Origin of the sequence: Burkholderia lata, assembly GCF_902499335.1 — a bacterium.
Classification (GTDB): domain Bacteria; phylum Pseudomonadota; class Gammaproteobacteria; order Burkholderiales; family Burkholderiaceae; genus Burkholderia; species Burkholderia lata_B.
Window position 1 is genome coordinate 404,627 of record NZ_CABVQK010000004.1, and the last position, 26,798, is coordinate 431,424.

General features: G+C 62.3%; 20 protein-coding genes and 1 pseudogene. 3 read left to right on the forward strand and 18 right to left on the reverse strand.

The annotated features are described in order from the left end of the window. Positions 1 to 743: 743 nt before the first annotated feature. Positions 744 to 1,367, forward strand: coding sequence for a hypothetical protein (locus BCO18175_RS12425; protein WP_174981024.1), 624 nt, complete (start codon positions 744 to 746; stop codon positions 1,365 to 1,367). 439 nt (positions 1,368 to 1,806) lie between these two features. Here BCO18175_RS12425 and BCO18175_RS12430 read toward each other — a convergent pair whose 3' ends face one another. The 11 genes and pseudogenes from BCO18175_RS12430 to BCO18175_RS12480 all read right to left on the reverse strand — a co-directional run bounded on the left by BCO18175_RS12430 (position 1,807) and on the right by BCO18175_RS12480 (position 15,943). After that, complete coding sequence (locus tag BCO18175_RS12430; RefSeq protein WP_254608051.1) at positions 1,807 to 2,370, reverse strand: hypothetical protein; 564 nt, start codon at positions 2,368 to 2,370, stop codon at positions 1,807 to 1,809. Positions 2,371 to 2,419: 49 nt separating this feature from the next. Next, positions 2,420 to 3,259: pseudogene (locus tag BCO18175_RS12435) on the reverse strand (RHS repeat-associated core domain-containing protein); the annotation flags it as partial. A 228-nt stretch (positions 3,260 to 3,487) separates the two neighbouring features. Next, a complete protein-coding gene (locus BCO18175_RS12440) occupies positions 3,488 to 3,916 on the reverse strand; it encodes an NTF2 fold immunity protein (protein WP_174981030.1) in 429 nt (142 codons plus the stop codon). A 509-nt stretch (positions 3,917 to 4,425) separates the two neighbouring features. Further along, positions 4,426 to 5,037 carry a hypothetical protein gene (locus BCO18175_RS12445; RefSeq protein WP_174981033.1) on the reverse strand — a complete coding sequence of 204 codons (612 nt, stop codon included), beginning with the start codon at positions 5,035 to 5,037 and terminating at the stop codon, positions 4,426 to 4,428. Between the two features lie 380 nt (positions 5,038 to 5,417). Next, the gene (locus BCO18175_RS12450; protein WP_174981036.1) at positions 5,418 to 6,041 is read right to left on the reverse strand and encodes a hypothetical protein; all 624 of its coding nucleotides are present in this window, start codon (positions 6,039 to 6,041) and stop codon (positions 5,418 to 5,420) included. Between the two features lie 4 nt (positions 6,042 to 6,045). Beyond that, positions 6,046 to 10,359, reverse strand: a complete 4,314-nt coding sequence (locus BCO18175_RS12455; protein WP_254608053.1) for an RHS repeat-associated core domain-containing protein — start codon at positions 10,357 to 10,359, stop codon at positions 6,046 to 6,048. Then, positions 10,356 to 10,814, reverse strand: a complete 459-nt coding sequence (locus tag BCO18175_RS12460) for a DcrB-related protein (protein WP_174970179.1) — start codon at positions 10,812 to 10,814, stop codon at positions 10,356 to 10,358. Before BCO18175_RS12460 ends, BCO18175_RS12455 begins: the two co-directional genes overlap by 4 nt. A gap of 17 nt (positions 10,815 to 10,831) precedes the next feature. Continuing rightward, entirely contained in the window at positions 10,832 to 12,970 is a 2,139-nt protein-coding gene (locus BCO18175_RS12465; protein ID WP_174981039.1) for a type VI secretion system Vgr family protein, read from the reverse strand. Positions 12,971 to 13,378: 408 nt separating this feature from the next. Beyond that, a complete protein-coding gene (locus BCO18175_RS12470) occupies positions 13,379 to 13,888 on the reverse strand; it encodes an OmpA family protein (RefSeq protein ID WP_174981434.1) in 510 nt (169 codons plus the stop codon). An 85-nt stretch (positions 13,889 to 13,973) separates the two neighbouring features. Further along, on the reverse strand, positions 13,974 to 15,242 hold the full coding sequence (locus tag BCO18175_RS12475) for a diguanylate cyclase domain-containing protein (RefSeq protein WP_174981041.1): 1,269 nt from the start codon (positions 15,240 to 15,242) through the stop codon (positions 13,974 to 13,976). After that, positions 15,239 to 15,943 (reverse strand): YfiR family protein, encoded by a 705-nt coding sequence (locus BCO18175_RS12480; RefSeq protein WP_174981043.1) that lies wholly within the window; start codon positions 15,941 to 15,943, stop codon positions 15,239 to 15,241. The genes BCO18175_RS12475 and BCO18175_RS12480 overlap by 4 nt, the downstream gene beginning before the upstream one ends. 429 nt (positions 15,944 to 16,372) lie before the next feature. Here BCO18175_RS12480 and BCO18175_RS12485 point away from each other — a divergent pair, with 429 nt between their 5' ends. Together BCO18175_RS12485 and BCO18175_RS12490 are read left to right on the forward strand one after the other, a co-directional pair. After that, complete coding sequence (locus BCO18175_RS12485; RefSeq protein ID WP_174981045.1) at positions 16,373 to 17,776, forward strand: hypothetical protein; 1,404 nt, start codon at positions 16,373 to 16,375, stop codon at positions 17,774 to 17,776. 231 nt (positions 17,777 to 18,007) lie between these two features. Then, positions 18,008 to 19,249 (forward strand): NAD(P)/FAD-dependent oxidoreductase, encoded by a 1,242-nt coding sequence (locus tag BCO18175_RS12490; protein WP_174981047.1) that lies wholly within the window; start codon positions 18,008 to 18,010, stop codon positions 19,247 to 19,249. 23 nt (positions 19,250 to 19,272) lie between these two features. On the opposite strand, the gene BCO18175_RS12495 is transcribed toward BCO18175_RS12490, so the two are convergent. The 7 genes from BCO18175_RS12495 to BCO18175_RS12525 form a co-directional block, all read right to left on the reverse strand. Then, positions 19,273 to 20,040, reverse strand: coding sequence for a FadR/GntR family transcriptional regulator (locus BCO18175_RS12495; protein WP_174981049.1), 768 nt, complete (start codon positions 20,038 to 20,040; stop codon positions 19,273 to 19,275). Positions 20,041 to 20,108: 68 nt separating this feature from the next. Further along, positions 20,109 to 20,999 carry an amidohydrolase family protein gene (locus tag BCO18175_RS12500; protein WP_174981051.1) on the reverse strand — a complete coding sequence of 297 codons (891 nt, stop codon included), beginning with the start codon at positions 20,997 to 20,999 and terminating at the stop codon, positions 20,109 to 20,111. A gap of 43 nt (positions 21,000 to 21,042) precedes the next feature. After that, the gene (locus BCO18175_RS12505; RefSeq protein WP_174981053.1) at positions 21,043 to 21,984 is read right to left on the reverse strand and encodes an ABC transporter substrate-binding protein; all 942 of its coding nucleotides are present in this window, start codon (positions 21,982 to 21,984) and stop codon (positions 21,043 to 21,045) included. A 97-nt stretch (positions 21,985 to 22,081) separates the two neighbouring features. Further along, positions 22,082 to 23,119: an ABC transporter permease gene (locus tag BCO18175_RS12510; RefSeq protein ID WP_174981055.1), complete on the reverse strand. Its 1,038-nt coding sequence runs from the start codon at positions 23,117 to 23,119 to the stop codon at positions 22,082 to 22,084. 16 nt (positions 23,120 to 23,135) lie between these two features. After that, a complete protein-coding gene (locus BCO18175_RS12515) occupies positions 23,136 to 24,674 on the reverse strand; it encodes a sugar ABC transporter ATP-binding protein (protein WP_174981058.1) in 1,539 nt (512 codons plus the stop codon). A gap of 12 nt (positions 24,675 to 24,686) precedes the next feature. Continuing rightward, positions 24,687 to 25,463: an SDR family oxidoreductase gene (locus tag BCO18175_RS12520; protein WP_174981060.1), complete on the reverse strand. Its 777-nt coding sequence runs from the start codon at positions 25,461 to 25,463 to the stop codon at positions 24,687 to 24,689. A gap of 43 nt (positions 25,464 to 25,506) precedes the next feature. Then, on the reverse strand, positions 25,507 to 26,784 hold the full coding sequence (locus tag BCO18175_RS12525) for an L-fuconate dehydratase (RefSeq protein WP_174981063.1): 1,278 nt from the start codon (positions 26,782 to 26,784) through the stop codon (positions 25,507 to 25,509). Between the last annotated feature and the right edge of the window lie 14 nt (positions 26,785 to 26,798).

A 26,798-nucleotide genomic window follows, 5' to 3' on the forward strand; every position in this document is an offset into this window, starting at 1 on the left:
CGGGGCGAGGACATGGGACACGCCCGAGACACATAGAAGACGGAACTCCAGCGGAATGTTGCGTAGCGGGGCCCGGCTCTTGCAGTCCCCGAAGGGGACGTCTGGTTCGGAAAGACATCGTGATGCGTCTTGCATTGCGCAAGCGTTTCGCCTGCCCCGCTTGCCAAATCGCTTGTTCGGAGGGATGGTCCGACAGCCGTTGGCAAGGCAGTCGAAATTATATGGGCGTTTTTAAATCGTCTGTCAAAAATGCCGGTCGACCGAGGGAAAACACGGAGGGTTTTGTGGGGTGGTGGTGGCGATTGGGGCGCAACCACGTGGGGGCGAGAACGTTTGCCTGGGGTGCAATTGGGTTGCTATTGGGTGCGTCGGATCGGGCGGTTGCCTTGCTGCGCCTGGCTTTCGGCGATCGTTGAATCTGTGCGGTGCGTTTTCGGGCTGCCAAGGGTCTGATCGTCATGAATCAATCGACTGATGATTGGTTTGGTGGGCACCAACTCGGGGCGTTCGGTCGAGGCGGCAAATCCTTCTGTTTACATACAAAACTAAACATCTGGAAGCTGATTGTTATTTTTATGAAATAATACGAATTCGCTTCTGCAATCCAGCCAGCCTTCCTGTGAGTCGCGAACACCGCGCTTCGCAGTCGCTTCAGGGCCGCTTCGACGCCCTCCCGTCGTCCAGCCGCCAGCCAGTGATCTGCCGTTTTTTTCTCATCGCATATCACCTGCTTCGGAACGCTGATGAATCACCCTTTCTGCTTTTCTTTCGCCGCCGCGATCGCGTGTGCGCTTTCTGTTTCCACCGCCGATGCTTCGGGGCGCGATTCGCTGACCGATCGGTCGGCGGGTGCCAATGTGTTTCGTTCGGAGCGGCGGGCTGCTGCTCGGGATGAGGGGCGTTCGGTGCGTATGAGTCGCCGCCAGGTAAAGTACGCGGCGCCCATGGAGCGCACGCCGTTCGATACGCCGGATACGCGGCCGTTGCGGGTGACGGGCAATGCGCTTGTGGCACCGCAGCCTTCGGCTAAGCACGAGCCCGATTTTGTATTGCCATCGAACCGCGTTGCGCTTGGCGCGGGTGGAAGCGATAGTTTTGGTCGCGCGGTGCCTGGCTATGAACAGCGCGCGGAGAACTGGAATGAGTATCTGCGGGCGAACGGCTCTCGGTCTGCTAGTAGCGGGGGGTCGTATGCGCCGCAGCGGCCGTATGATGCTCCGCGCGGTCCGCATGGTGCGCCGAATCCGTTCGACCCTTCAGTGCCGCAACCGGAAACGCGGACGTTCTATGACAACGGCGCGGGGACGAAGTGCACTGCGACGGGTGGTGCGGGGACGTCGCGGTCATCTTGCAATATCGGGTGGTGATGATTGGGGATAGTCGGCAGCGGCTGCTCTACTCGGCACGCTGCGCGACTTCGCGCAATGCACCCGCATCCTGCGGAATTTAACCATCCCGAATGGGGGGGGTACTACCCTTCTCGAAACAGATCGAGATAATCACTCCGAGCGATGGTGTATTTTTTCCAAAATTAAACGACAAAGCCACACCCCGGTTGCCGCGATTATTTACCACATGCGAAATATAGGTTGAATTTTTCTGCAACACGACAACCTTCCAGGTTTCGCTCGGAGTCCTCCACTTTAATTTCACCTTCCGGAAAAATATCAAGCACCCACAAATCAAGCGCACCGAAAAAGAATGGCGCCCGTAACGGAAGCCGTACGACCGCATCGCGCTCATACGTGGCCTGGAATTCCAATGATCGACCGCGCTCTTATTTTCCAAGCGCTTCGATCACGCAATTCACTTTGACGATTTCGCCACGAAATAGGCGAGCGTGTTGTTAGTTAGATAATTCCCATTAGAACCATCGAACTTCGCTGCAGCATCCGGCCCCGCGAAGAATCGAGTTTCCGGCTTCTCTCTAACAGCGCCAGTCTCGCGGTCGATCAAGTATGTCTTTACTGCGAATTTCTTGAATACTTTCCATACCGTCCTAAAAAACTCGTCCGTTGCCTCATCTGTTTCGGGGTCATAGGACGCCGCTAAGCGACCATCCCGCAGGCTACCTGGTGCATATTTAGCATCATTCGACCGTAGAAACTGAATTGCCCCCGGTCCCTCCATAGACCCAATATAGCCCGATCCGCCCGGATGAGAAGCGACAAATTCACGCGTATAGCGCTCCACCGTGCAAATCGCCTCATCGAGAATCACGACATCGGAGAATGGCTGCCCGTGACACTCGGCCATGCTGTCATGCGCAGGAGGAATGGGTGAATTCCAAATGTACGAATCAATAAATTTGACATGAGGAATATGCTCTTTCAGCAAATCAGAAAACACTGCCTCATCAACACTTGTCATGAAGGTCTGCAACGTCGGCATCTTAGTAGTCAAAACTTCCGCCTTTCTTTCATCGGGTAGTGACAGTTCCGAGTGCCATCGTCGCCGTATTCATGTCTCCCGGTAGCAAGGTTGATCCCTTAACAACCGTGATGACAATCGCACTCGGATCCTGTTGAGTGATGCGATTAGCGTTCGCCCACTCCCGTTGAGACATCCCGTTCACTGGCCCCTTATCTACTGTCTGGACATAGACAAGATTGCCTTGAGAATCTCTGAACGTCATGTCTGTATAGGAACTGCCCTTTCGCCCACTTCCACTTAATGGTGGCAAATAGGTTTCTGGGCGCTCTCCTCCAGTGAGAGCGTCACGTCCACCTGTAACGTGTCGGTCAGCTGGATTATCAGCAAGATACTGATCTCTGACGCTATCCATATGGTTCTTAGTCGCTTGGTTACCTCGTCGGCACCATCCCCATGGATCAATCCATACCAGTGGCCTCTCGGCGTACGCATAAAGATTATGCCCGCCGCTCAGGCCAATCGGATCCGGATTAATAAAGCGTCCAATGTCCGGATCGTAGAACCGGAAAGTGTTGTAGTGCAGCCCGGTTTCGCGATCCAGATACTGCCCCTGGAAGCGCAAGTTTTGTGGCCGTGGCATGTGGGCAGATGTCGCGGCAGCCAATTGCACCTCGCCCCATTCCGGCACCGACTGTTGCGGAGCCCGCGCGATCCACTCCTCCTGCACCGCGTTGCCCCAAACCTCGTAACGAGCCTGCCAAATCAACTCGCCATCGGCATTAGTCAACTCCCCCGGCAACCCCGATACATCGTTGTGGAAATAGTAAACCGCATCCCATGCATTGGCGTCGTTAGCCGCCGCCTTACCATGATCGATCCGCGCCAGCGCGCACATAACAGATCAGATGCGTCTTGCGCATCTGCATCGCCACTCATGCTGATGTCGTCCACATCCCATTCTCGGATCTTGAAATCTGAAAGATCCGCAGTCGTTCAAAATTACTCTGAGTGGACGCCCGCAACCATCTATTGAAGCGTCACACCTAGTCTCAGCACCGCTGCGCAACGTGTCACGCGTGACTACCAACCGCCTCGTAACCAACGTGTGGCATGGCTATAAAACTGATCGCTGCCATTTATCCTTAAAATTGAGAAGCTCCTTCTTCTTGATTCTCCACTCTCCACCTTGACGCTTCAATGTGAAGCGGAATTGATTTTTCAGCCCTGCCGTTTGGCGAATAGTAAAAATTGCCACCTCACCTTCCATTTCAGCGCCCTCTTCTACGTCACTCTCTAGATCGTATGACGGTGGCGAAGCACAACCAAGGTCAATTAATCGCCCCTCGCTCTCCTTATCCGGAAACGCCCATCTATTAATAATCTCGATTAAATTACTACGCCCCTCCTTATCGACGCCCTCTGTATCTAGATGCTCTAGCAACGCACTCTGCTTTGCCCGGCAGAACCGAATCTCCCACTGATTCATTTCCGACATAAATGCCTTCAAGGCACTCCGAGCACGCTTTAGTTCTTCATCTACCATTCTGAGCTCTTAGTTGTTAGATATTGCACTCATGACCTCCCACCCACTCTACAGGACATCATAGGAGATCTGCATCGATCGTGCACCACCGTTACCGGAGATGAATTGCGTGCCCACGTCCACCGAGCCGCCCCTTGAACTGCGCTAAGAATCGCATCAAAGCATAGGGATTATAATTTCCATCCAATATGGCAACCCCATCTTTCATTGACGCTGAATCACTGATCCGAAATTCTCCGAAGTCGCTCGATGCATCCAATACCAGAACTGAACAGTATTCCATGACGGTGCACCGCCGTTAGGCAAAGGCTTATCCACCAACTAACTTTCATCCGCTAAACGAGACGCTACTTGCCCCCAAGGGATCGACCCAGGACAGCAGGTTGAGCGCGGATGCATACAAGCCGTATCGTCCGCTCGAAGAGATCGGAGCAGGATATTTCGATTTTTTATGGATTTTTCATCGATCAATTTTACCCAGCCCACCCCAAAATCACCACCACCCCAATCTAAAAATTACTTTTCAGAACATCTCCATCAAACGATTTATTCGAAGATATTTTCTTTCCCAGAATAAAATCAACATCGAGCTCACCCACCCCAATACCATTCTTCTTCGCTGCAAAAACGATGGTCAAAAATGGATATGAATAGTAGCCAGGGTTCTCCATTACATCACGAATCAAACCAGACTTAACCCCCACCACATTGACCACCCTAGGCAAATAAATATTCGCCACCTTTTCACATATCCATCGACACGTCGACTCAACCTCCGCCTCATTCCGCGGAAAGTCGACTGCGCCACCGACATTAGGAGAAAACGACTTTACCGTTTCCATGGATGTATTCATCGCAAGAACAAGACCCGTCGGTATTTTCGGCTTGTATGGCGGGTTACTGATTTTGTAAAAATCTTGCAAATCGGGAGAATCAGCGGAAGCAGAAAGAATATAACCATTAGCATTATTCAGAAATCTGAATCCGATTCGCCCACAGCCCACCCCTTTCCGGCCGACAACAATCTCGCCTTGCGACACTTTACAGTCGCCTTCACTAATATTTTCTTTGAAAGATTCCTGCAGCCTCTTTTCAAATATTCTCTTTAATTCCGCATTCATCTCTCACGTTCCAATATTTCGCTGAATGAAAATTTGCGTCGTGTCAGACACCACCGCGAGTAGTAGACTGCGCCCCTTGCATCGCTATCATTTGCCATCAGCATCACCAGTCGACTCGCGCGCGCGACATGTAGCCGTTGACTCCGACAAGTACGCCGATGTTTCTGTGCCCTGACGGTCCTGATATATCACCGCGCGAACCACATACCGCCTCATCGGAAATCCGTTTCGTCATAGGTGACGTCGAGCCTACGAATACGACAACCACAGGCATCCTAATTGAAGCGCCCAATCAACACTCTGAGTCGATCGCTCATCACGTGGCCCTTGGGCTGGCCAGTCATGGACTCGGGACAGCAGTGACGTTAGCAGTTACGATTTCATCGCTTCTTCTTAATATTTTTCTCTTTGAATCGAAGCGCAACCGCATCTGCTTTGTCATTGCATTCATTTATACCACCCACCCACCAATCCATTCCCTCCTTATCAACAATCGACTTCACCAATCTGGAATTCCATGGCACACCTTTTTTTACGTACCCTGAAAGATATAGATTTACACGCCTGACAAGCTGAGGATTAGAAAATATTGTCATATCCTCCAAATTTCTGCGAACCCCATGCTTCTCAGTAAATTTCTCACCCCCTTTGTAATAGATTCCCAACTCCTCATATGACGTCCCCTCGAACTCAATTTCCGAGAAATAAGATTGATCTGGTGTATAGAGTGGATCAGATGACAAAATAGGCCACTTGACCGCGCAAAAATATTTACCAAAATCAAAAGATGCCAATATCGGATTAAATAATCGGCTTTTCCTTGAAAAATTTATTGACTTCACGCTTGCCGACACGCCCTCAAAATCGACACTAAAATCATCAAAAACCTCAATCCATTTTGTTGCCCCAACAAAAATCACCCTAGACAACACGAACCCCCACTCCCCATTCATCTCGGAAGGAATTGCAACAACATCACCGGGCACCACCTTCAACAAAGCCATACCATTAACCTCCGCAGCGATTCAGTCCGATTTCTTTTGCTTTATCGTTATAGAATTTCACATGAGATAAACCACGCTCATCCGCTCTCAATTTATTGATAGGCTCAATGACATTGCCGGGGAATCCAGTTTTAGTTCTGAATTTTTCTCTATACGCTTGCTCATATCCTTTTGCTTGACTATATGTCAACGTTCCAGCAGGCCCTTCCAGAGAGCGAATTTCGGTCTGCCCGCGAACGGCTCGTCCGGTACCGACATGTTCGGAGAGGCGATCATCGAGTGATTGCCCGGTATGTCCAATGTAGTAGGGCTCGTTTGCTCCGGGCTCGTATAGGCCATACGTAGAGTACCCGGGCGCATCCAGCGGAGTTACCGCCCATCCCCAAGGGTCAATCCACGAGACAGGGTTGGGTGCATATTGATATAGATTGTTTCCACCGGCGATCCCGATGGGGTCCGGATTGATGAACCGTCCAACATCCGGATCGTAATACCGAAACGTGTTGTAGTGCAGCCCGGTTTCTCGGTCCAGATACTGTCCTTGGAAACGAATATTTTGTGGCCGCGGCACGTGAGCAAGCATCGGAGTCACATCATGTGCGTGCCTCCATGCCGGTGTCGGCTGGTTAGGAGCCCGCGCGATCCACTCCTCCTGCACCGCGTTGCCCCACACCTTGTATCGAGCCTGCCAAATCAACTCGCCATCGGCGTCGGTCAGTTCCTCCGGCAACCCCGACACATCGTTGTGGAAATAGTAGACCGCATCCCGTGCATTGGCGTCGTTAGCCGCCACCTTACCCTGGTCGATCCGCGCCAGCGGCACATAGCTGTTGGACTCATACAAGTACGTCAGCGCTTCCTCGCCCTGACGGTCGTGATACGTCTCCTGCACGAGCCGCATGCCGTCCCACAGGAAGTCGGTACTCGCATAACCCCCATTGAGCTTACGAATCCGCCGGCCGAACGCGTCGTATTCGAAGTGCGTCGTCCCGACACCAAGCCGGTCCTTCGTCACGACGGTCTTCAGCTGGTTCCAGTCGTCGTACTCAAGCGCCAGCTCTTTGGCCGGCCCGTGCCCACTCAACTTGCGAACAAGCCGCCCATAAACGTCATACTCGAAGCGCTTGTCCTCGAACATCTTGAGCCGGTTGTGCTCAACAAAGCCTCCCGGGTGGTCGCTCGACACCAGGTTCGCCGCCGCGTCCCAGCGAAACACTTCCGACGGCAATCCCGGCCCGGCCGCCTGTTCGATGCGACCAGTCGGGTCGTACCGATAGCTCGTCGCGCCATAGCGCAGATCCCGCTTCTGGATCACATCGCCCGCAGCGTCGTATTGCCATTGCTTCGCAAGCAACTCGTCCGTCGCCCTGCCTCGCTGCGCAACGTGCCGAGCACGACGGCCAACTGCGTCATACCCAAAGTGACTGGTCAGCTTGCCTTGCGTCCGCAGAACTTCCCGATGCAGATCATCGCGCTCTATGTCCGCAACTGCGGCACCGTCAACGCGAATCTGGTGCACGTGCCCCGAACCGTAATTCAGCCAGTCGATCGTGCGCTCGCCTGAGATCGTCGTGCTAACGCGATTACCAAGCTCATCATAGGTATGCGCAAGCCAGCCCGTGGGCGTGTATTCCTCAAGCACTTCACCGCGCGCGCCGTACTTCAGGCTGACCCGATTCTTCAACGACTGACCACGAGCCGCCAGCGTGTACAACTCGGCCGACGCGATTCGGCTCGCCTTGTCGTACAGATACTCACAACGCTCGTGCGTGGCTTGCTTCGCCGTCAGTCGCCCGATCGCATCGCGCTCATATCGCGTCTCGATCTTTCCATCCCGCACGATCGTGCCTTGGCCGCACACATCGTATTCGTATGTGCGCTTGTGACCGTCGAGCCCGATCTGCGCAGCCACGAGGTCGCGACGGTCATACTGGAAGTGATACGACTCGCGATTTTCGTTGGTCAAGCTCGCGAGCCGGAACGCATCGTCGTAGCCGAACCGCACGACACGATCAGCAGCATCAGTGCGAGACAACAACAATCCACGGGGATTGAGCTCATAACGCGTGCTGCGCTGATTCGCATCAACAACCTCAATGAGACGCCCAGCCACGTCGTAAAAGAACGCCTGACGAGCACCATCCGCCGTCCCGATCCCCGTGACCCGCCCCATGGCATCCGTTTCGTACACGGTCGACTGCCCGGCCGCATCAGTCACACGCGCAAGCGCCCCACGTGCGTCATACGCAAACCGCGTAACCTTGCCGGAACAATCGGTATACGACGTCAACTGCGCACGGCCATTCCACTCGAGGAACTTGTACCCACCCCGCGCATCGCGAATCGTATGCACCAGCCCGCGTTCGTCCCGGTGATACTCGGTCGCGAAACCCGCAGGATCGCGCGTCATCGTCAGGTTGCCGAGATCGTCGTAACGATAAATCCAGCGCGAATTAGCCGGATCGGTTTCCGCCACAGGCAGGTCGTAGTACCCGTTCCACTCGGTCCGCTCGACCTGGCCCAGCGCATCGATGCGCTGAGTCTGACGCCCTCGCTCGTCGTATTCGAAACGGGTCGTATGCCCGGCCGGATCGGTCGTACTGACCAACTGCCGCTTTGCGTTCCACTCCAACTGCCACACATGGCCTTCGGCATCCGTATGGCTCGTCGGCTGCTGATCCTCATTCCACGTCCAGCGCGTCACGCGACCGATCTGGTCGGTAATCGTCACCGAACGCTGCGCGAGATCCGCGTTGAACGTATACGCTTCGCCGTCGTTGGTCCAGTGGCGCACGACACGCGCGTCGCGGCCGACACCCTGCCACGCATAAAAGCACTGCAGGCCGCCACGCAGCGTGTGCTGGACCATCAGCCCATGCTCGTACGCAAAGCGTCGCCCGATATGACCGCTACGATCGGTAACGGCCACCAGTTCGCCGGCGTTGCTATACGCGTACCGCACCAGCGTGTCGGGTTGTTCACCATCAGCGCCACGTGTCAGTTCGATCGCGCCAATTCGTTGCGGATACAACTTGTCGTAGGACAGTGTCAGCAAGCGACCGGCGCTATCGTGCAACCGTACGGGCCGCACAACCTCATCGTGAGCTTCTCGCTCGACCTCGATCCAGTTCCCGTTGCGATCCTCGAGACGCCACAGCTTGAGCGCTTCACTCTCCGCATCGGTACGAGCAAGGCCGAAATCGCGATACACACCGTCGACCGTCTCGACCACATAGTGACCACCCTCGGTGCAGATCAGGTAAATGCCTTCCGGCACGCTGAAATGGCTTTCACCCGGCGACACAGCGGGGAACACGATATCGCGCCCCTGCTCGTCCCAGTAAGTGATCGACACCACCTCGCCATGCTCACGCGCGAGCCGCAACTCGACGCTGATCGGCACGCTCCATCCCGTCCCGAACAGGCTGTCTGCACGATCATCGAGGCTGCTGTAGAAACGCTGCCAAACGATCGGCAGCGCCCCGGGCAATACGAAGTCGGTATCGTCCGTGCCATCGAGAACCTTGCTGCCGGTAATGACGTTGACCGGATGCCCCGCCGAAGGCCGCGCCAGACTACCCAGCCAGGTTCCGAACGCACCCGCCGCAAAATTCACCGCAAGACACGGCACCTTGCTCTTCAGGAAGTCCCCCCAGCTCATCTTCCCGCGGCCGCACACCGCGAGCGCGATACCGAGCGCCGCCCCCAGCCACCCGAGCCGCGTGGCCGACTTCACGTCCCGCACCCGCTGCGTCCCGCCGCCGATGAAAACGTTGTCCGAGCCTTCGGCAATCGTCCCGTCACAGGTCGTCTTGTCGCCGACCCGCGCGGCCGGTTGATCGTTGATATAAACGCTGCCCGACCCGTCGGCAATCATCTGCGGCCCGGGATGATCGGTACACGCAACGGTATCGAGATCGCCCGGCTTCGCCGCCCGTGAAGCCGGCTTGTTGTTGACATAAACGTTCCCCGACCCGCTCGCGATCTTGCCTTTGATCTCGGGCGGCACGATCGAATTGGCCAGTGCCTTCGCGCCGTCGTCGATGGCTTCGTTCATGCCGCTCGCTTCCATCAGCGCGCCCGAGCCGACCGCCACGCCCACACCGATCGCAATCACGAGCGGCGTCGCCAACCCTGCCGTGCCGATCTCGAGCGCGGCGAGGCCGACGAATATCAGCCCCTCCATCGCCTCTGCCACCAACGCACCGACGATGGCCCCGCCGACCACCGACCCGACCGTGCCGACGAGCTCACCCATGAACGACGTGTGCTGGATCGGATCTTCGAAGCGAGCGGCCGCGAAGTTTTCCGCGCTCACGACGCGTCACCCGGCCCGAGCAGGGACGGCCGGGCCGCACGTGGCTGGAAACTGGCAAGCATGCGTTCGGCGATCGCCTGCTGCTCTTCGGTCAGCGGCGCCGCGCTGGTCAATGTCATCACGAGCACGCGGCCGGCGTCATCCGACGGAAACATCGTCTGCACCTGATGCCAGAGCCTGCCGTCCCGCTCGAGCGTGGAATCGATCTGAATGCCCGCCCGGGACCCCACCGTCACCGGCCGACGCGCCTTTTCGGTCAGCATCTTGGCATCGCGCGACGCCACTTCCCATTCGCGCGCGACGAACGCGTCGAGATTCTCCCCGTCGCGCAACCGCCCGCGGGCGATCACGAGATTGAGGCCGCCGGGGCCGGCATTCATCATCAGGATGTTGACCGTGCGGTCGAGCGCCGCGTCCGGCAGTTCGAAGGTGCCTTCGTGGATTGCGTAGTGCATGGCTGGTTTCGTTCGTATTATTTGTTGAGATCGATGCGCGTGCCGTTGACCATCACGCCGTCGTCGGTCATCAGGATCACGGAGCCCTTGTGCTCGAGGCGAATGCCTTCCGGCGCGAGCGAGATCGAGCTGTCCATCACCTTCAGCAGGATGCCGCGCTCGGCCATGTGAACCTGCGTGCCGCCGCCGCCATCCTTGGCCGGCGTCATCACCTCGACCGTGGTCGCGGTCGTGCTGCGTTTCTCGGCGATCGTCTCGGTCAGGTTGCCCTGCGGAATCTGCTTCTCTTCGCTGCCCGTCGCCACCAGCACGGTACGCATCGGCCCCAGCACCTTGTGCGTCTCGCTGTTCTCGACGACGGTGTTCATGTCCTTCTGCGCGTGCATGAAGAATTCCTGCATGCCGTTCGTATCGGTCATGCGGATCTCGTTCGAGCCCTGCCCCTTGTGCGTCTGGCTCTTGATCCCCATCGTCTGGCCCGCCGCACCGTGGTACGGGTTGCCTTGTTCGCCGTTGAACACGCGGCCGACGATCACCGGGTTGTCCGGATCACCCTGGTTGAACGCGACGAGTACTTCCTGCTTGATCCGCGGAATCGCGGCCGCTCCCCAGCCGTCGCCCGCCCACGGTTGCGACACGCGCACCCACATCGAATCGGAGCCGTCCTTCTTGCCGCGCCGGTCCCACGGGAAGTGCACCTTCACGGCGCTCCCGTTGGTGTAGATTTCCTCGCCCTTCGGGCCGACGACGATCGCCGACTGCGTGCCATGAATCACCGGCTTCGGCGTACCACGCGTCGCGCGATACGGCACCTTCTTCGGCAGCAGCGCGAAGCTGTTGCGGTACGGCAGCTTCGCGCTGTGCTGCGTGTAGTCGTTCACCGCCTCGTGACGCACGTGCAGGATCACGTATTCCTGGTTGTTCTCGAGCACCGGGTGATTCGCCACGGTGACGGCGCCCGCCGTGGTCATGCGCCACGCGTAGCCGCCGCCGGTATAGCGGTGGGCCTGCGCCTCCTCGGCCTCCATCGCGAAACGGGCGTAGCGGTTGCCGTCGTCGCCATGGTCGTACAGCGACTGATGCTCGAACCGCTCGGTCGCGTCGAGCCGCGCGTGCTTGAGGTTCTGCGGCCCGGCCTCCACCAGCATCAGCGGCGACGACGGATTCTGGTGGTTGAAGTCGCGGAACGTAACCTTGCCGACACCAAAGCGCCGGCCTTCGTGCAGCTGATCGATGCCGCTGTCCTCACTCGCCTCGGTGGCCGCGAACGGCACGGTAGCAAGCCCATCGATCGGGCGGAACAGCAGGTTCGAATCGCCGATCACCAGGATGTGCTTGTCCTTCTCGTAGCGGTGCGTCCAGACCAGCCCCTCCTGCTCCATCAACCGCGCGCAGAAGTTGAAGTAGCTCTCCTGGTACATCACGACGTACTCGAGCGGCTTCTGGTTCGTCCGGATATCGAACACGAAGTCGGAGAAGCCGTGCTCCTGGAAGATCTCGGTGAGGATGTCCTGCACGGTCTTGTTCTGGAAGATCCGGCAGTCGGTCGAGCGCGTCAGGAACCAGAACCACGGCACCGCCGTCAGGTGATACTGCGTGACGTTGCCGGGATTGCCAGCCCGGTCGAACGACGCCACGTAGCCGTCGAAGTAACGGTCGTTGTCGGCGGCGCCCGATGCGACGACGCGCTCGAGCGTCGACAGGCGTGCCTGCTGATCGAACCGGATCTTGACCTGCTGGCCGATCAGGTCCTCGGGGCGCAGGTCGTGGCGATGCGACAGCAGGTCGAGGTGGATCTCCGGCAACCGGTTCACGTGCTCGTCGACGACGGCGGCGCTGACCAGCAGCACGTCCGGGCCGAGCGGCGTATCGAGCGTCACGTAGCGGTTGAGCTGGGTCAGGCGCGCGGGGTTGGCGGCGCCGTTGATCGCCTCGGCGATCGCGCCGGGCGTCTTGTCCATCAGCGAGAAGCCGGTCTGCGCGAGCTGCATCGCGCGCTGGACGGTGTCGACGTGCCCGGCCAGGCCAGCAAGCGGCCCGAGGCTGCCGGCAACACTCGACGCGACCGGGCCGGCGAGGCCGCCGAGCGCACTCAACGAGCCGAATCCACTACCGCCCAACCCAGTGGGAATACCGCCGTTCGGAGCGAAACTCATTCTTGTTCCTTGCTTGTGATCTCAGGTTCCGTGGGCCGGCTGGCCGGCCCGAAGCCCCGATAATGTAGGACAAAACCCGACCGCGTGAAAGACGCCCGCAAACGTTTCCGTTCAGGCCCCCGATAATGCAGACACCGGCCGGCAACTGGCCGGCCGCGCGCGGCTGCGCACGCCAAAGCACCGCGCCAGCAGGCACGGACCACGACACAATCTGCATGAAACGTGTGACAGATCCGTACGGCGCGAGGCATCGCCTCCCGTCACGATGAAATAGTGGGAACCCTCGGGAAGGAAACGGGCGCAGGCAGGCGCTACGGCGCCGCTACGCTGTATCGATCATCGCGATCGATCGCAAGATTTCCGGCGCTTGCAAGCGCCTTTCACCCCGTCCAGGGAAACCGCCCCCGGTCACCGCGGCGACACCACGATCGCCGCCCGCCGGTTCTGCGCCCGCCCTACCGGCGTCTTGTTGTCGCCCACCGGATCGCTCTTCCCCTTCCCGACGATCGCGATGCGCTTCGTGTCCAGCCCGACGTCGACCAGTTCAATGGCAACGACCTCCGCCCGCCGCCTGGACAACTCGAGGTCATACTCGTCCACCCCTTCCTGGTCCGAGTATCCATAGACCCGTACCCCGTTAATTCCCGCGGACCTGAGCGTGCGACCGATCCTTTCGACGATCCGCCGTACATCGGGCTTGAGGTTGTAGCGATCGAAATCGAACAGGATCGGCCCGGTCGAGCCGAACTCGAAACCCTGCTGGGTTTCCTGGAAACCGGCCGACTTGAGCGCGGTGACCTGCGTCTGCGTCAATCCACGGTGAAGCGGCGGCGCCTTGCAGCCTCCCAGCAGCATGCACAAAAGCAGCGCGCTGCCGACGCACAAGCGCCCAATACCCACCGGAAACGTGTTGTTCATCATTGACCCCTTCGATTGCACCCGCGTCGCGAGCGCTCCTTCAACCCACTGCCGCGGCCTCGCCCGCAGCGTGAAACGATGAACCTCAGGCCGCCCCCGCGACCCCTTCCGCCAGTTGCCACGAGCCTGGCCGGGCGCGCTTGGCACGGTACATCGCGGCATCCGCCGCCCGCAGCAAGCCGCTCGCATCCGACGCGTGATCGGGATACAGCGCAACACCGGCACTCATCATGGTGGCCACCACGCGGCCGTCGGACAGCTCGATCGACGGCGCCATGCCGGACAAGATCTCGTCAGCAATACGACATACGCTACCCGCTTCGCGCACGGCCGGCAGCATCACAGCGAATTCATCGCCGCCCAGGCGCGCGACCAGGTCGGCCTCGCGCACCTGCGTGCGCAGCCGTGACGCGATGCCGATCAGCACCGCGTCGCCGGCGTCGTGGCCGAGACAGTCGTTGATTTCCTTGAAGCGGTCGCAATCCAGATACAGGATCGCGACCCGCTGCCCCGTCACCCCGGCTTCGCCGAGGGCGATCGCGAGGCGCGACTCGAACTGCACGCGGTTCGGCAGCCCCGTGAGCGCATCGTGGGTCGCCTTGTGTTCGAGCGATGCGTTCTCGTCGCGCAGCGTGTTCTGCCAGTCTTCGAATTCGTCGAGCAATGCATTGAAGTCGTCGCCGAGCTGGTTGAGCTCGGCAATCGCCGCGGGCTCGACCCGCTGCGCGAACGCACGTTCGCGCCGCACCGCGTGGGCGACGCCGGCCAGCGCGCGCAACGGCGAAACGATGTTGCGCAGCAGGCGCTTCGAGCTGACATACGCACCGATCACGCTGACGGCCAGGCAGCCGAGAATGCCGCCCACGCCGCCAAGCAGGAATCCGAAGAACTGATGGCCACGGCCGCGCACGACGACGTGGCCGACGATGATGCCGTCGTGCACCACCGGCGCGCTCACGGGCCCGGGCAGCGCGAGGTCGGCGACGACCCGCTCGAGCCGCGCGATCCCGCTGCCGGCGGGCAACTGCCACGTCGCGAACGGCTCGTCCTTGCTGTCCGTGACCACCACCTGCGCGACGTCCTCGTCGCTGGCGATCAGCCCGATCGCCTCGGCCGCTGCGACGCGGTCGCCGAATACGAGCGCCGCCTCGACCGTATAACCGAGCGAGCGGGCCAGCAGGTTCAGGTTGTTGTCGGCATACGCTCGCAATGCGATCACGGCCACGACGATCAACGACACGGCGGCCATCGCGACGGCGACGAACGCGAGGCGCAGGTGCGCGCGACGCAGCACGCTTTGCAGCGTCGGGCGCGACACGCGCGACAGGGAAACGGGCGGGGCGGGCCGTGTCATGGTGCCCCCGGCCGCCGCGCGAGATTGAGCACGTTCGGGTGCACGCGCACCCCGCTGCGTGCGACGGCGTCGAGATTGATGTCGAACGACACACGTTCGCCGTCGACGTTGAGACAGAACATGCCGCCCGAGGTGCAGGATGGATCGTGTTCCGAAATCGTCAGCACCGGATGGCCGGCCAACGCAGCTCTCACGCGCGCTCTCTCATCCGCGCTCAGGTTGCCGAGATAGACGATGTCGCAGGCGATGCCGAGCGCGGGATCGTCGAAGCGCACACGCTGCACGTCGAGCAGCGTCGAGCCGGCCTGCAGCGTGTCGGTCAGACCGCTTGCATAGTCGGGCCGGCCCGTGACGCACAGATGCAGGCGCACGGGTGTCGTCGGCCAGTGGGTGAAGCTGACGATGCCCAGCACGACCTGACGCACGGCCGTGTCGTGTGACACAACTGCGGAATCGGCGGGGGTGGGGCTCGCGGCGGCAACCATCTGCACCATGTCGACCGGATCGACAGCCTCGGCGGAAGCCCCGGCGAGCACGGCCTGTGCGGCCCCCAGAACGCAAACGATTGCGACCAGCGCATGGCGCAGCGGAGCGGTTCGACCGGGACGGCCGGGCGCCGTTCGCGCGGCGATTGCCGCCGCGCCCGCTGGCGTCGCTGCAGTCGCGAGACTGGCAGCCGACGCGCACACTTTCGCATCCATGATGGCAACATCCGCTGGCGTCGCTCCGGCGCTGCCTCCCGCCTCCCTCCATGCGCGTGCAGGCACCGAATTACGCGCATGATGGCTTCATCTTAGGTAAAAATTCGCATCACCAACCAGTGGGAAACACCCGCGAGAAACGGTGGAAAGTATGCGGAATAGGCATCAGGTGTGACGAGATGAGAGACTGCGTTTGCCGACGTCGATCCGGTCCCGACGGCAGCACATTGATCAGCGGATTGGACGCTTACCCGACTCAAAACTTCATATGTTCCTCGCCTGGCGCACGGCGGTACTTATCCGCAAACGCAGGCGATGCCGATCGTGCAAGTTTTCGTCGAACATGCCCCACGACGACAGCGCAGCAACGCATAGCACATCCGTCGCTCACGTAGAATTGCCGCAGACCACCGCAAGTCGATAACGAGAATGACACTCATTGAAAAAATCTTCGGAGCACGGCCGGCTTCGACGACTCCCCAAAAATCGGTTTATCTGGGATACGCCCAACCCGTACCGTTGCACACGGCACTCGAGACGATTTCGAACAGCGCCGATGTCGGGCTCATTTCGAAATGGATCGCGCACTACTCGGGCTATGTCCGGGAAGCCGCGCTAGCACGGGCCGTCGAACTCGGCGACGCAGCGCTGCTCGAACCCATCGCCGCGCGTGTCAACGACTGGGTGCCCGAAGTCCGGCGAGCTGCGACAAGTGCGCTGGTCGCGCTGCTGGCGATCGTACCCGCCGCGCACTTCGTTGCCGTGCTTCCCACGCTTCGCGCCCTTATGTCCGCCACGCGCGAAAACCACCAGCCGTGGCTACACGAATTCGAACAACGGCTCGTGCAGGCAGGTGGCCTCGCCGCGATCGTCGACGCCATGGACGGCAGCGACTTCCGGCTGAAGCGCACGGCCTGCCAGGTGGCGTTCGACCACCAGCTCCTGCCGGTCGCCGACATGGTGGAACGCGGCCTGACGTCCGGCGACATCGTGCTCGCCCGGCGCGCAGTCGAGATGCTCGATCGCGTACCGGCACTCCGGCGCGAACACTGCATCGATCTCGCCTCCCGCTCCCCGTTCGGGCCGGTTCGCTATGCCGTATTCGCGTTCGTTGCCGGTACCCGGGTCGATGCCGGCAACGAGCCGTTCCTTTGGCGGGCGATATTCGACTCTCAAGGAAGCCTGCGGTCCGCCGCGGCCCGACTGCTCGTCGAACATGGCTGCGACGTCGCCGGCAGATGCCGCGCAACGCTGGCAGCAGGCACGCTCTCCTCCGTGCAGATTCGTGCCGGCCTGTCGCTGCTTACTGAGCTTAGCGCGCCTGAAGCGGCCGCCGTGCTTGACGGCTATGGCAACGACGATCGCGCGCACATCCGCGCGCATGCGCTTGCCCTGCTCACCAGGACATCGCCGTCCGACAAGGACGACATCGCGGCACGCGCACTGTTCGACCCCGCGCGCCGGGTACGCAAGACCGGCGTGCGTCTGTGCGAACTGGGCGCATTCGTGACACTGGAACAGATCCGGACCATGCTCGACCGATACGGCGATCGCCATGCAGCGCTCGCGGTGTGCTCGCGGGACCAGTGGGACAGCCTCGTCTGCATCGCGCTGGCCACCGAACAGGACGCGCCTTCCGCCGCTCGCGAAGACGAACTTCGCACGATGCTCGCTCGATGGCTCGCAAATCCCGTCTCCATGTGGACGTCTCCCGGTATCCGTCACCGCGAAATCCTGACCGAGCCGCGCATCCGGTCCCGACTGACCGCAGTCTCGCACGCCGAGCTCGATGAACTACGCAGTCGCCTGGCTGCGCACGGCATCACGCTTTGACACCCGACTGTCGATAACCGTCACCCACGACCGGCGTGCGCACTCGCCCGACGCACGCCTGCACATCGATGCCGGCCGGACTATCTGCATTGCGCGCCATGGGATGCCGCGCTCGGCCCTCTTGGTCCCCCGCCCCACCGCGAGTATCCTTGCAGTTCGAACGATCTCCAACCTGGGTGCACGCTCCGCATCATGGCTGCGCGCACCGCTAACCGTCTTTCACCACCATCGATGGATTTCGACGTCATCGTTCTCGGCGCTGGCATCGTCGGCGTCTCCGCAGCACTCCACCTGCAGGATCGCGGGCGCAAGGTCGCCCTCGTCGATCGCGGCGCGCCCGGCGAAGGCACGAGCTTCGGTAACGCGGGGCTGATCGAGCGCTCATCGGTCGAGCCGTATCCGTTCCCGCGCAGCCCGTTCACGCTGATGCGCTATGCGCTGAACCGCTCGACCGATCTCTACTGGCACAGCGCATCGCTGCCCGCGTTCGCGCCATGGCTTGCACGTTTCTGGTGGGAATCGGCGCCGCTGCGTCACGCGGCCGCGTCGCGCGACATGCTGCCGCTGATCGAGCGCTGCATCGTCGAGCACGACGCGCTGATCGCGCGGGCCGGCGCCGGCGAGCTCATCCGCGCGAACGGCTGGCTGGAGGCGTTCCGCACGCCGGCCGCATTCGAGCGCGGCGTGGCCGAAGCCGGACTCTCCGCGCGCCGCCACGGGCTCGGCATCACGCCGCTCGATGCTGCCGCACTGAGCGCGCACGAACCGAGCCTCGCGCCCGGCTTCTGTGGCGCGCTGCACTGGCTCGATCCCAAAAGCGTCGTCGACCCGTCCGCGCTCGTCAAAGCGTATGCACACCTCTTCGTGCAAGGCGGCGGCACGCTGCTGACGGGCGATGCCGCGAGCCTCGACGCCCTGTCGCCGGGCTGGCAGGTCAGCACGCAGGACGGGATGGCCGCCGCGCCGGCCGTGGTCGTCGCGCTCGGCCCGTGGTCAGACACGGTGTTCGGCAAGTTCGGCTACAAGATCCCGCTGCGCGAGAAGCGCGGCTATCACATGCACTACGCGCCGTCCTCGCGCGGCGTGCCGTCGGCACCGATCGTCGATCGCGAATACGGTTACGTGATCGCACCGATGAAGCGCGGGCTGCGGCTGACGACCGGCGTCGAGATCGCGCGGCGCGGCGTGCCGCCGACCGGCGTGCAGCTCGAACGCGCGGAACGCGTCGCGCGCCCCGTGTTCGGTTTCGGCGAGCGGCTGGACCCGCAACCGTGGCTCGGCTTTCGGCCGTGCACGCCCGACATGCGCCCGGTGATCGGCCCCGCGCCCGCGCATCGCGGGCTGTGGTTCTCGTTCGGCCACAACCATCACGGGCTGACGCTCGGCCCCGTTACCGGCCGCCTGCTGGCCGAGATGATGACGGGCGAAGCGCCGTTCACCGATCCGGCGCCGTATCGCGCGGATCGCTTCTGACCCGGCAACGCGTCAACGCGCGCTCAGTCGAGCGCGCGGCCGAAGATGCGGATCACTTCGTCGAGATGCTCGGCCATCGCGCGGCGCGCGGCGTCCGGGTCGCGCGCACGGATCGCATCCAGGATCGCGCGGTGTTCGAGTTCCGACCGGTGCGGCATGTCGTTCGGCATGTACAGCGACTGCAGCCGCTGAAACATCAGGTCGTACTTGTGCGCGAGCAACTGCTTGATCATCAGCGCATACGCGGCGTTGTCGCTCGCTTCCGCGATGCGGATATGAAACAGCCGGTCGCCCGGATGCGTGAGCGAGCCGCTGCGATTGTCTTCCTGGTTGCGCAGGAACGCCTCGTGGATCCCTTCGATCTGCTCGTCCGAGCCGTGCTTCGCGGCCAGCGACGCCGCTTCCGGCTCGATCAGCCGGCGCGCCTGCAGCAGCGCGAACGGCGGGATTTCGGTATCGAGGTCGAGTGCGATGCCGAGTTCGGGATCGATCTCGATGATCGTGAACGGCGTGGCCTTCTCCGCAAGGTCGGGCGCGGGTTCGGGCGCGGCGGCCGGTTCGGGGTGGCGCACCTTCACGCCGTCGCCGACGCGCACGCTCACGAGCCCGCTCACTTCGAGCGCGATCAGCGCCTCGCGCACCGACGTGCGCGACACGCCGAACTGTTCGGCCAGTTCGCGCTCGGGCGGCAGGTAGCTGCCCGGCGGAAAATCGCCGGACTCGATCATCGCACTGAGCTTGTCGGCGATCTGCTGGTAGAGGCGGCGGTTCTGAATCGGCTGGATGGACATACGTTGAGGCAGGTGATCGGTTTCGTTCCGGACGGTCTGACGAATCGGACAGACCGTTCGCGCCTATTTTATATGCCGCGCTTCATCGCGCCCGGCACCGCATAGCATCGCGCGGCGGTACCGCCCCACAGCGCGTTGCGCTCGGCCGCCGACAGCCGCGATTCGGCCCAGCGTTCGATGATCGACGCGACTTCGTCATACGACGCGGCCAGCAGGCACACGGGCCAGTCCGACCCGAACATCAGCCGCTGCGGGCCGAACGCGTCGAGCGCCGCGTCGAGACACTGCTCGATATGCCGGACGTCCTTCCCGCGCAGGCCGCGCTTCCAGTCAGCCTCGGTCACGAGCCCCGACAGCTTGCATGCGACATGCGGCAGCGCGCCCAGCTCGCGCAACGCGGCGCGCCAGCGCGCGAGCGCGGTGTCGTCGCGCTCGAAATCGGCGAGTGCTGGCTTGCCAGCGTGATCGAGCACGAGCCAGTGCGCGTCGTGCCGCGTACAAAATACCCACACGTCCCGCAACTGGCGCTCGAACACGAGCACGTCGTACACATAGCCGTTCGCCTGCAGCCACGCGATGCCGCGGTTGAAGCCCGGCTCCGCGACGAACGCACCGGCATCGGCTTCGTCCTGCACCTGGTGACGGAAGCCGCGCAGCTTCGGGCTGCGCCATTCGGCAACACGATCGGCGAGCTCCGGCGCGGCGAGATCCTCCCAACCGACCACCGCCGCGATGTGCGCATCGTCGCGCGCGAGATCGAGCAGGAACGCCGTCTCGTCGCGCCCGGCGCGCGCCTGCACCGCGATCGACGCGCCGAGCGCCTGCGCATGCATCAGCGGCCACAGCGCGTCGGGCAGGTAGTCGCGCGCGAGCACCCCCATCCCGGGGCCGATCCACGGGTAATCGGCGGCGCGATAGCGCCAGAAGTGCTGATGGGAATCGATACGCACTGCGCCCATGATGCCCTCGTGTCCGGTCGCCGCGGCGGCGGCGACGCAACGTTCAGTCGTACAGCACCGCCGCGATCTTCGGATCGTCGATATTGGTCTTGTCGTACCAGTAGAAACCGGTATCGATGACCTTCGGCAGCTTCTCGCCCTTGATCGCCTTCACGGCTGCCTCGACCGTCTTGTAGCCGATCCCGATCGGGTTCTGCGTGATCGCGCCGGCCATCAGCCCGCTGCGGATCGCGTACTTCTGCTGCTTGCCGGAATCGTAACCGACGATCACGACCTTGCGCTTCATCTCGCGCACGCCGTTGACCACGCCGATCGCCGAGCCCTCGTTGGTGCCGAACAGCCCCTTGAGCTTCGGATACGCCTGCAGGATCGACTTCGTCACCTCGGTCGACTTCAGCTGGTCGCCTTCGCCGTACTGCACGGTCACGACCTGCACCTTCGGGTGCGCCGACTTCATCCGTTCGAGAAAACCGTCGCGGCGGTCGATGCCGGTGCGGCTCGTCTGGTCGTGCGCGACCACGGCCACCTCGCCTTCGTCGCCGATCAGCGCGGCGAGCTTGTCGGCTGCGAGCGACGCGGCGGCCTTGTTGTTGGTCGCGGCTGTCGTCACCGGGATGTCGCTGTCGACGCCCGAGTCGAACGCGATCACCGGAATCTTCTCGGCCTGCGCCTTCTTCAGCAGCGGCAGCGCGGCCTTGCTGTCGAGCGCCGCGAAGCCGAGCGCGGCCGGTTTCTTCGCGATCGCGGCCGACAGCATGTCGATCTGCTTGTCGACCATCGCCTCGGTTTCCGGACCCTCGAACGTCACTTTCACCTTGTAGTCCTTCGCGGCCTGCATCGCGCCCGATTTCACGGCCTGCCAGAACTGATGCTGGAAGCCCTTCGAGATCAGCGGGATGTAGGTTTCCTGCGCCTGCGCGCCGGCCGTGACGCCGACGGCGAACGTCAGCCCGACGATCGCGTTCAACACCTTGCTCCTGATCACTTCGCGTCTCCTTTTTTCGTATCGACTAAAACGACTGGAACGACTGGAACGCCGGCCGGAACCGGCGGTGAAGCACATGCCCGCGTGACTGCATGTATCAACGGCGCCGTCGGCGCAGGATATCGACATAGACGGCGAGGATGATGATCACGCCCGTCACGACCGTCTGCCATTCCTGCGCGACCGACATGATGCGCAGGCCGTTCGTCAGCACGCTCATGATGAACGCGCCGATGATCGTGCCGACGATGCTGCCCGCGCCGCCCGACAGCGACGTGCCGCCGATCACCACGGCCGCGATCGCATCGAGCTCGTAGCCCTGCCCGAGCGCGGGCTGCGCGGAATTCAGCCGCGACGCGATCAGCAGCCCGGCGATCCCGCACACCGCGCCGCTGAACGTGTAGACCGCGATCTTCCACGCATCGACATTCACGCCCGACAGCCGCAGCGCTTCCTCGTTGCTGCCGAGCGCGAACGTGTAGCGGCCGAAGATCGTGCGGTTCAGCACGACCGACGCGCCGATCGCGACGAGGAACAGGATCAGCACCGCGTTCGGAATCGGCAGCGCTGGAATCAGGTTGCCGATCAATGAATCCTGCGCGATCGACGTGAAGCCCGGCGTGTCGTTGAAGTAGATCGGCCGCGTGCCCGAGATCACGAGCGACAGCCCCTTGAGCAGCATCATCATGCCGAGCGTCGCGATGAACGGCGGCACCTTCATCTTCGCGATCACGAAACCCGATACGCTGCCCGACAGCGCACCGAAGAACAGCGCGGCCAGGATCCCGAGCGGCAGCGGCATCCCCCACTTCGTCAGCACGACGCCGGTCATCACCGCGCAGAACGTCATCAGCGTGCCGACCGACAGGTCGATGCCCGACGTGATGATCACGTACGTACAGGCGACGGCCAGCACGCCGTTCACCGCGGTGGCCTGCAGGATCGTGACGAGGTTGTCGACTTCGAGGAAGTTCGGCGACGCGATGCTGAAGAACACGATCAGCAGCACGAGGCTCGCGAACGCGAGCAGCTTCTGGCGCGCGGCCGGGTTGAAGAAGCGCGCTCGGAAGCCGGATGCGCCGGGCGGTGTGTCGCCGGTAGCGAGAGGTGGAACGGGATGCGTATCGTTGGACATGATCGTAGGGGCTGAATCAGGACAATACGGTCGACTCGCGCTGCGTCGCGAGCTGCATGATCTTTTCCTGCGTGGCGTCGGCCGCGCGCAATTCGCCGGTCACGCGCCCTTCGCACATCACGAGAATCCGGTGGCTCATGCGCAGCACCTCGGGCAGTTCCGACGAGATCATCACGATCGCCTTGCCGTCGGCGGCGAGCGCGTCGAGCAGCTTGTAGATCTCGATTTTCGCGCCGACGTCGATGCCGCGCGTCGGCTCGTCGAAGAACAGGATGTCGCAGTCGCGCAGCAGCCATTTCGCGATCACGATCTTCTGCTGGTTGCCGCCCGACAGGAGCCGCGCCGGCTGCGCCACCGACGGCGTGCGGATCGCGAGCTGCCGGACGTACGACTGCGCCGTGTCGCGCAGCGCACGCGCATCCAGAAACACGCCGCGGCGCACGAAGCGGCGCATGCTCGACAGCGCGATGTTGTTCTGTACGTCCATCCCGACCGCGAGCCCGAAGTGCTTGCGATCCTCGGACAGGTAGCCGATACCATGCTTCACCGCGTCGGCCGGCGTGCGGATCGTCACGGTCTTGCCGTGCACGCGAATCTTGCCCGCGTCGACCGGGTCCGCGCCGAACACCGCGCGCGCGACCTCGGTGCGGCCCGCACCCATCAACCCGGCGAAGCCGAGAATCTCGCCGCGCCGCAGCGTGAAGCCGACATCGCGAATCGCGCGGCCGCGCGACAGCCCGCGCACTTCGAGCGCGACGTCGTTCGAGGACGTATCGGGCGGCGTGCGGGATTCGGTGGCGAGCTGGCGGCCGACCATCATCGCGATGATCGCGTCCATCGACGTGTCCGCCATCGGCACGGTCGCGACGTACTTGCCGTCGCGCATCACGGTCACGCGATCGGCGATCTGGCGCAGCTCGTCCATCTTGTGCGAGATGTAGACGATGCCGACACCGTGCTTGCGCAAGTCGCCGATGATGCGGAACAGCTCGGCGATCTCCGCGTTGTTGAGCGCGGCGGTCGGCTCGTCCATGATCAGCACGCGCGAGTCGAACGACAGCGCCTTCGCGATCTCGACCATCTGCTGCTTCGCCACCGTAAGCCGGCCAACCGGCGTGCGCGGGTCGAGATCAAGGCGCATCCGCGCGAAGATCGCAGCCGCGTCGCGGTTGAGTGCCGCTTCGTCGACGAACACGCCGAAGCGGCCGCGCGGCTCGCGGCCGATGAAGATGTTCTGCGCAACGCTCAGGTGGTTCATCAGGTTCAGTTCCTGATGGATGATGCCGATCCCGAGCGCCTGCGCCGCGCGCGGATCGGCGATCTCCACCGCGCGGCCGTCCATCCGGATCTCGCCGTCGTCGCGCTGGTAGACGCCCGCCAGGATCTTCATCAGCGTCGACTTGCCGGCGCCGTTCTCGCCCATCAGCGCATGCACTTCGCCGGCACGCAGGTCGAAACGGCAGTCGTCGAGCGCCTGCACGCCCGGAAAGCGCTTGCCGATGCCGGTCAACGCAATCAGCGGCGGCGCGGTGTTCGGGTTCAGGTCGGGTTGCATGGATCGCTGCCCTCAGCTGATCGCACGGTCGAGATGCGTGTAGCCGCCGTCGACGAACAGCCACTGGCCCGTCGTGTGCGATGCGCGTTCCGACAGCAGGAACACGGCCGTATCGGCGATTTCGTCGGCCGTCGTGAAGCGCTTGCCGAGCGGCACCTTGCCCGCAATGCCGGCCAGCTTCGCATCGGGGTCGTCGAAGCCGGCGAGCCAGTTCCGGTACAGCGGCGTCATCACCTCGGCCGGAATCACCGCATTCACGCGCACGCCGTCGTCGCGCAACGCGACGGCCCATTCGCGCGTCAATGCGAGCTGCGCGCCCTTCGATGCGCAATAACCGCTCGTGTTGCCCTGCCCGGTCACGGCCGTCTTCGACGAGAGATTGACGATCGCGCCGCGCGTCGACTTCAGGTGCGGCACGCAGTAATGCGCCATCACGTAGTAGTGGATCAGGTTGCGCTCGAGCGATGCGACGAACGCGTCGCGCCCGGCATCGAGCCCGATGCTGTCGTTGACGCCCGCGTTGTTGACCAGGCCGTCGAGCCGGCCGAAGCGCGTGATCGTTTCCGCAACCGCATCGCGGCATTGCGCATCGTCCTGCAATTCGACCGAGATGCACGCGGCACGCGGCTGCTTCTGCACGAGTGCGCGCCAGAACGCATCGTCGGGCGCGTGGCGCGCGAACACCACCGGAATCGCGCCTTCTTCGGCAAGCCGCATCGAGATCGCGGCGCCGATGCCGGACGCGCCGCCGGTCACGATCACGACCTTGTGTTGCAGGTTCAAATCCACTTCACGTCTCCGTCGTTCATGTTGTCGGCACGCTCAACGCGTGTCAGCCGCGGAACCGGTATTGCTCCAGCGATTCGGGTTTCATCTCGATCGAGAAACCGGGCGCCGTCGGCGGCATGTACGCCGCGCCGCGCACGACGCACGGTTCGACGAAATGCTCGTGCAGGTGATCGACGTATTCGGTCACGCGCCCTTCCTTCGTGCCGGCAATGCAGATGTAGTCGATCATCGACAGATGCTGCACGTACTCGCACAGGCCGACGCCGCCCGCATGCGGGCACACGGGCAGCCCGTACTTCGCGGCCATCAGCATCACCGCGAGAATCTCGTTCACGCCGCCGAGCCGGCACGCATCGATCTGCACGACGTCGATCGCACCGCGTGCGATGAACTGCTTGAACAGCACGCGGTTCTGGCACATCTCGCCGGTCGCGACCTGCACGGGCGCGATCGCGTCGCGGATCTTGCGATGCCCTTCGACGTCGTCCGGGCTCGTCGGCTCCTCGATGAACCACGGCCGCGCGAACGCCAGCTCGCGCACCCAGTCGATCGCTTCGTCGACTTCCCACACCTGGTTCGCGTCGATCATCAGCTTGCGGTCCGGGCCGATCACTTCGCGCGCGATCGTCACGCGGCGAATGTCGTCTTCCAGGTTCGCGCCGACCTTCAGCTTCACGTACTCGAACCCGGCTTCGACGGCTTCGCGGCACAGGCGCCGCAGCTTGTCGTCGCTGTAGCCGAGCCAGCCGGCCGACGTCGTGTAGCACGGGTAGCCGTCGCGCTCGAGCAGCGCGATCCGCTCGGCCTTGGCCGGAGCCTGCCGGCGCAGCAGGTCGAGCGCTTCGTCCGGCGTCAGGCAGTCGGTCAGGTAGCGGAAGTCGATCGCGCGCACCAGCTCCTCGGGACTCATGTCGGCCACGAGCCGCCACAGCGGCTTGCGTTCGGTTTTCGCCCACAGATCCCACACCGCATTGACGACGGCGCCCGTCGCCAGGTGGATCGCCCCCTTGTCGGGGCCGATCCAGCGCAACTGGCTGTCCGACGTGACGTGCCGCCAGAAGCGGCCCATGTCCGCGCGGATCCAGTCAAGGTCGAGGCCGACGACGAGGTGACGCATCGCGTCGATCGCCGCGCAGCAGATCTCGTTGCCGCGCCCGATGGTGAACGTGAGCCCGTGACCTTCGAGCCCGTCGCGGTCGGTTTCGAGCACGACGTAGGCCGCCGAATAATCGGGGTCCGGGTTCATCGCATCGGAACCGTCGAGCTGGCGCGAGGTCGGGAAGCGCACGTCGAGGACGCGCATCGATCGAATGATAGGCATGGCGAATCGTCCGC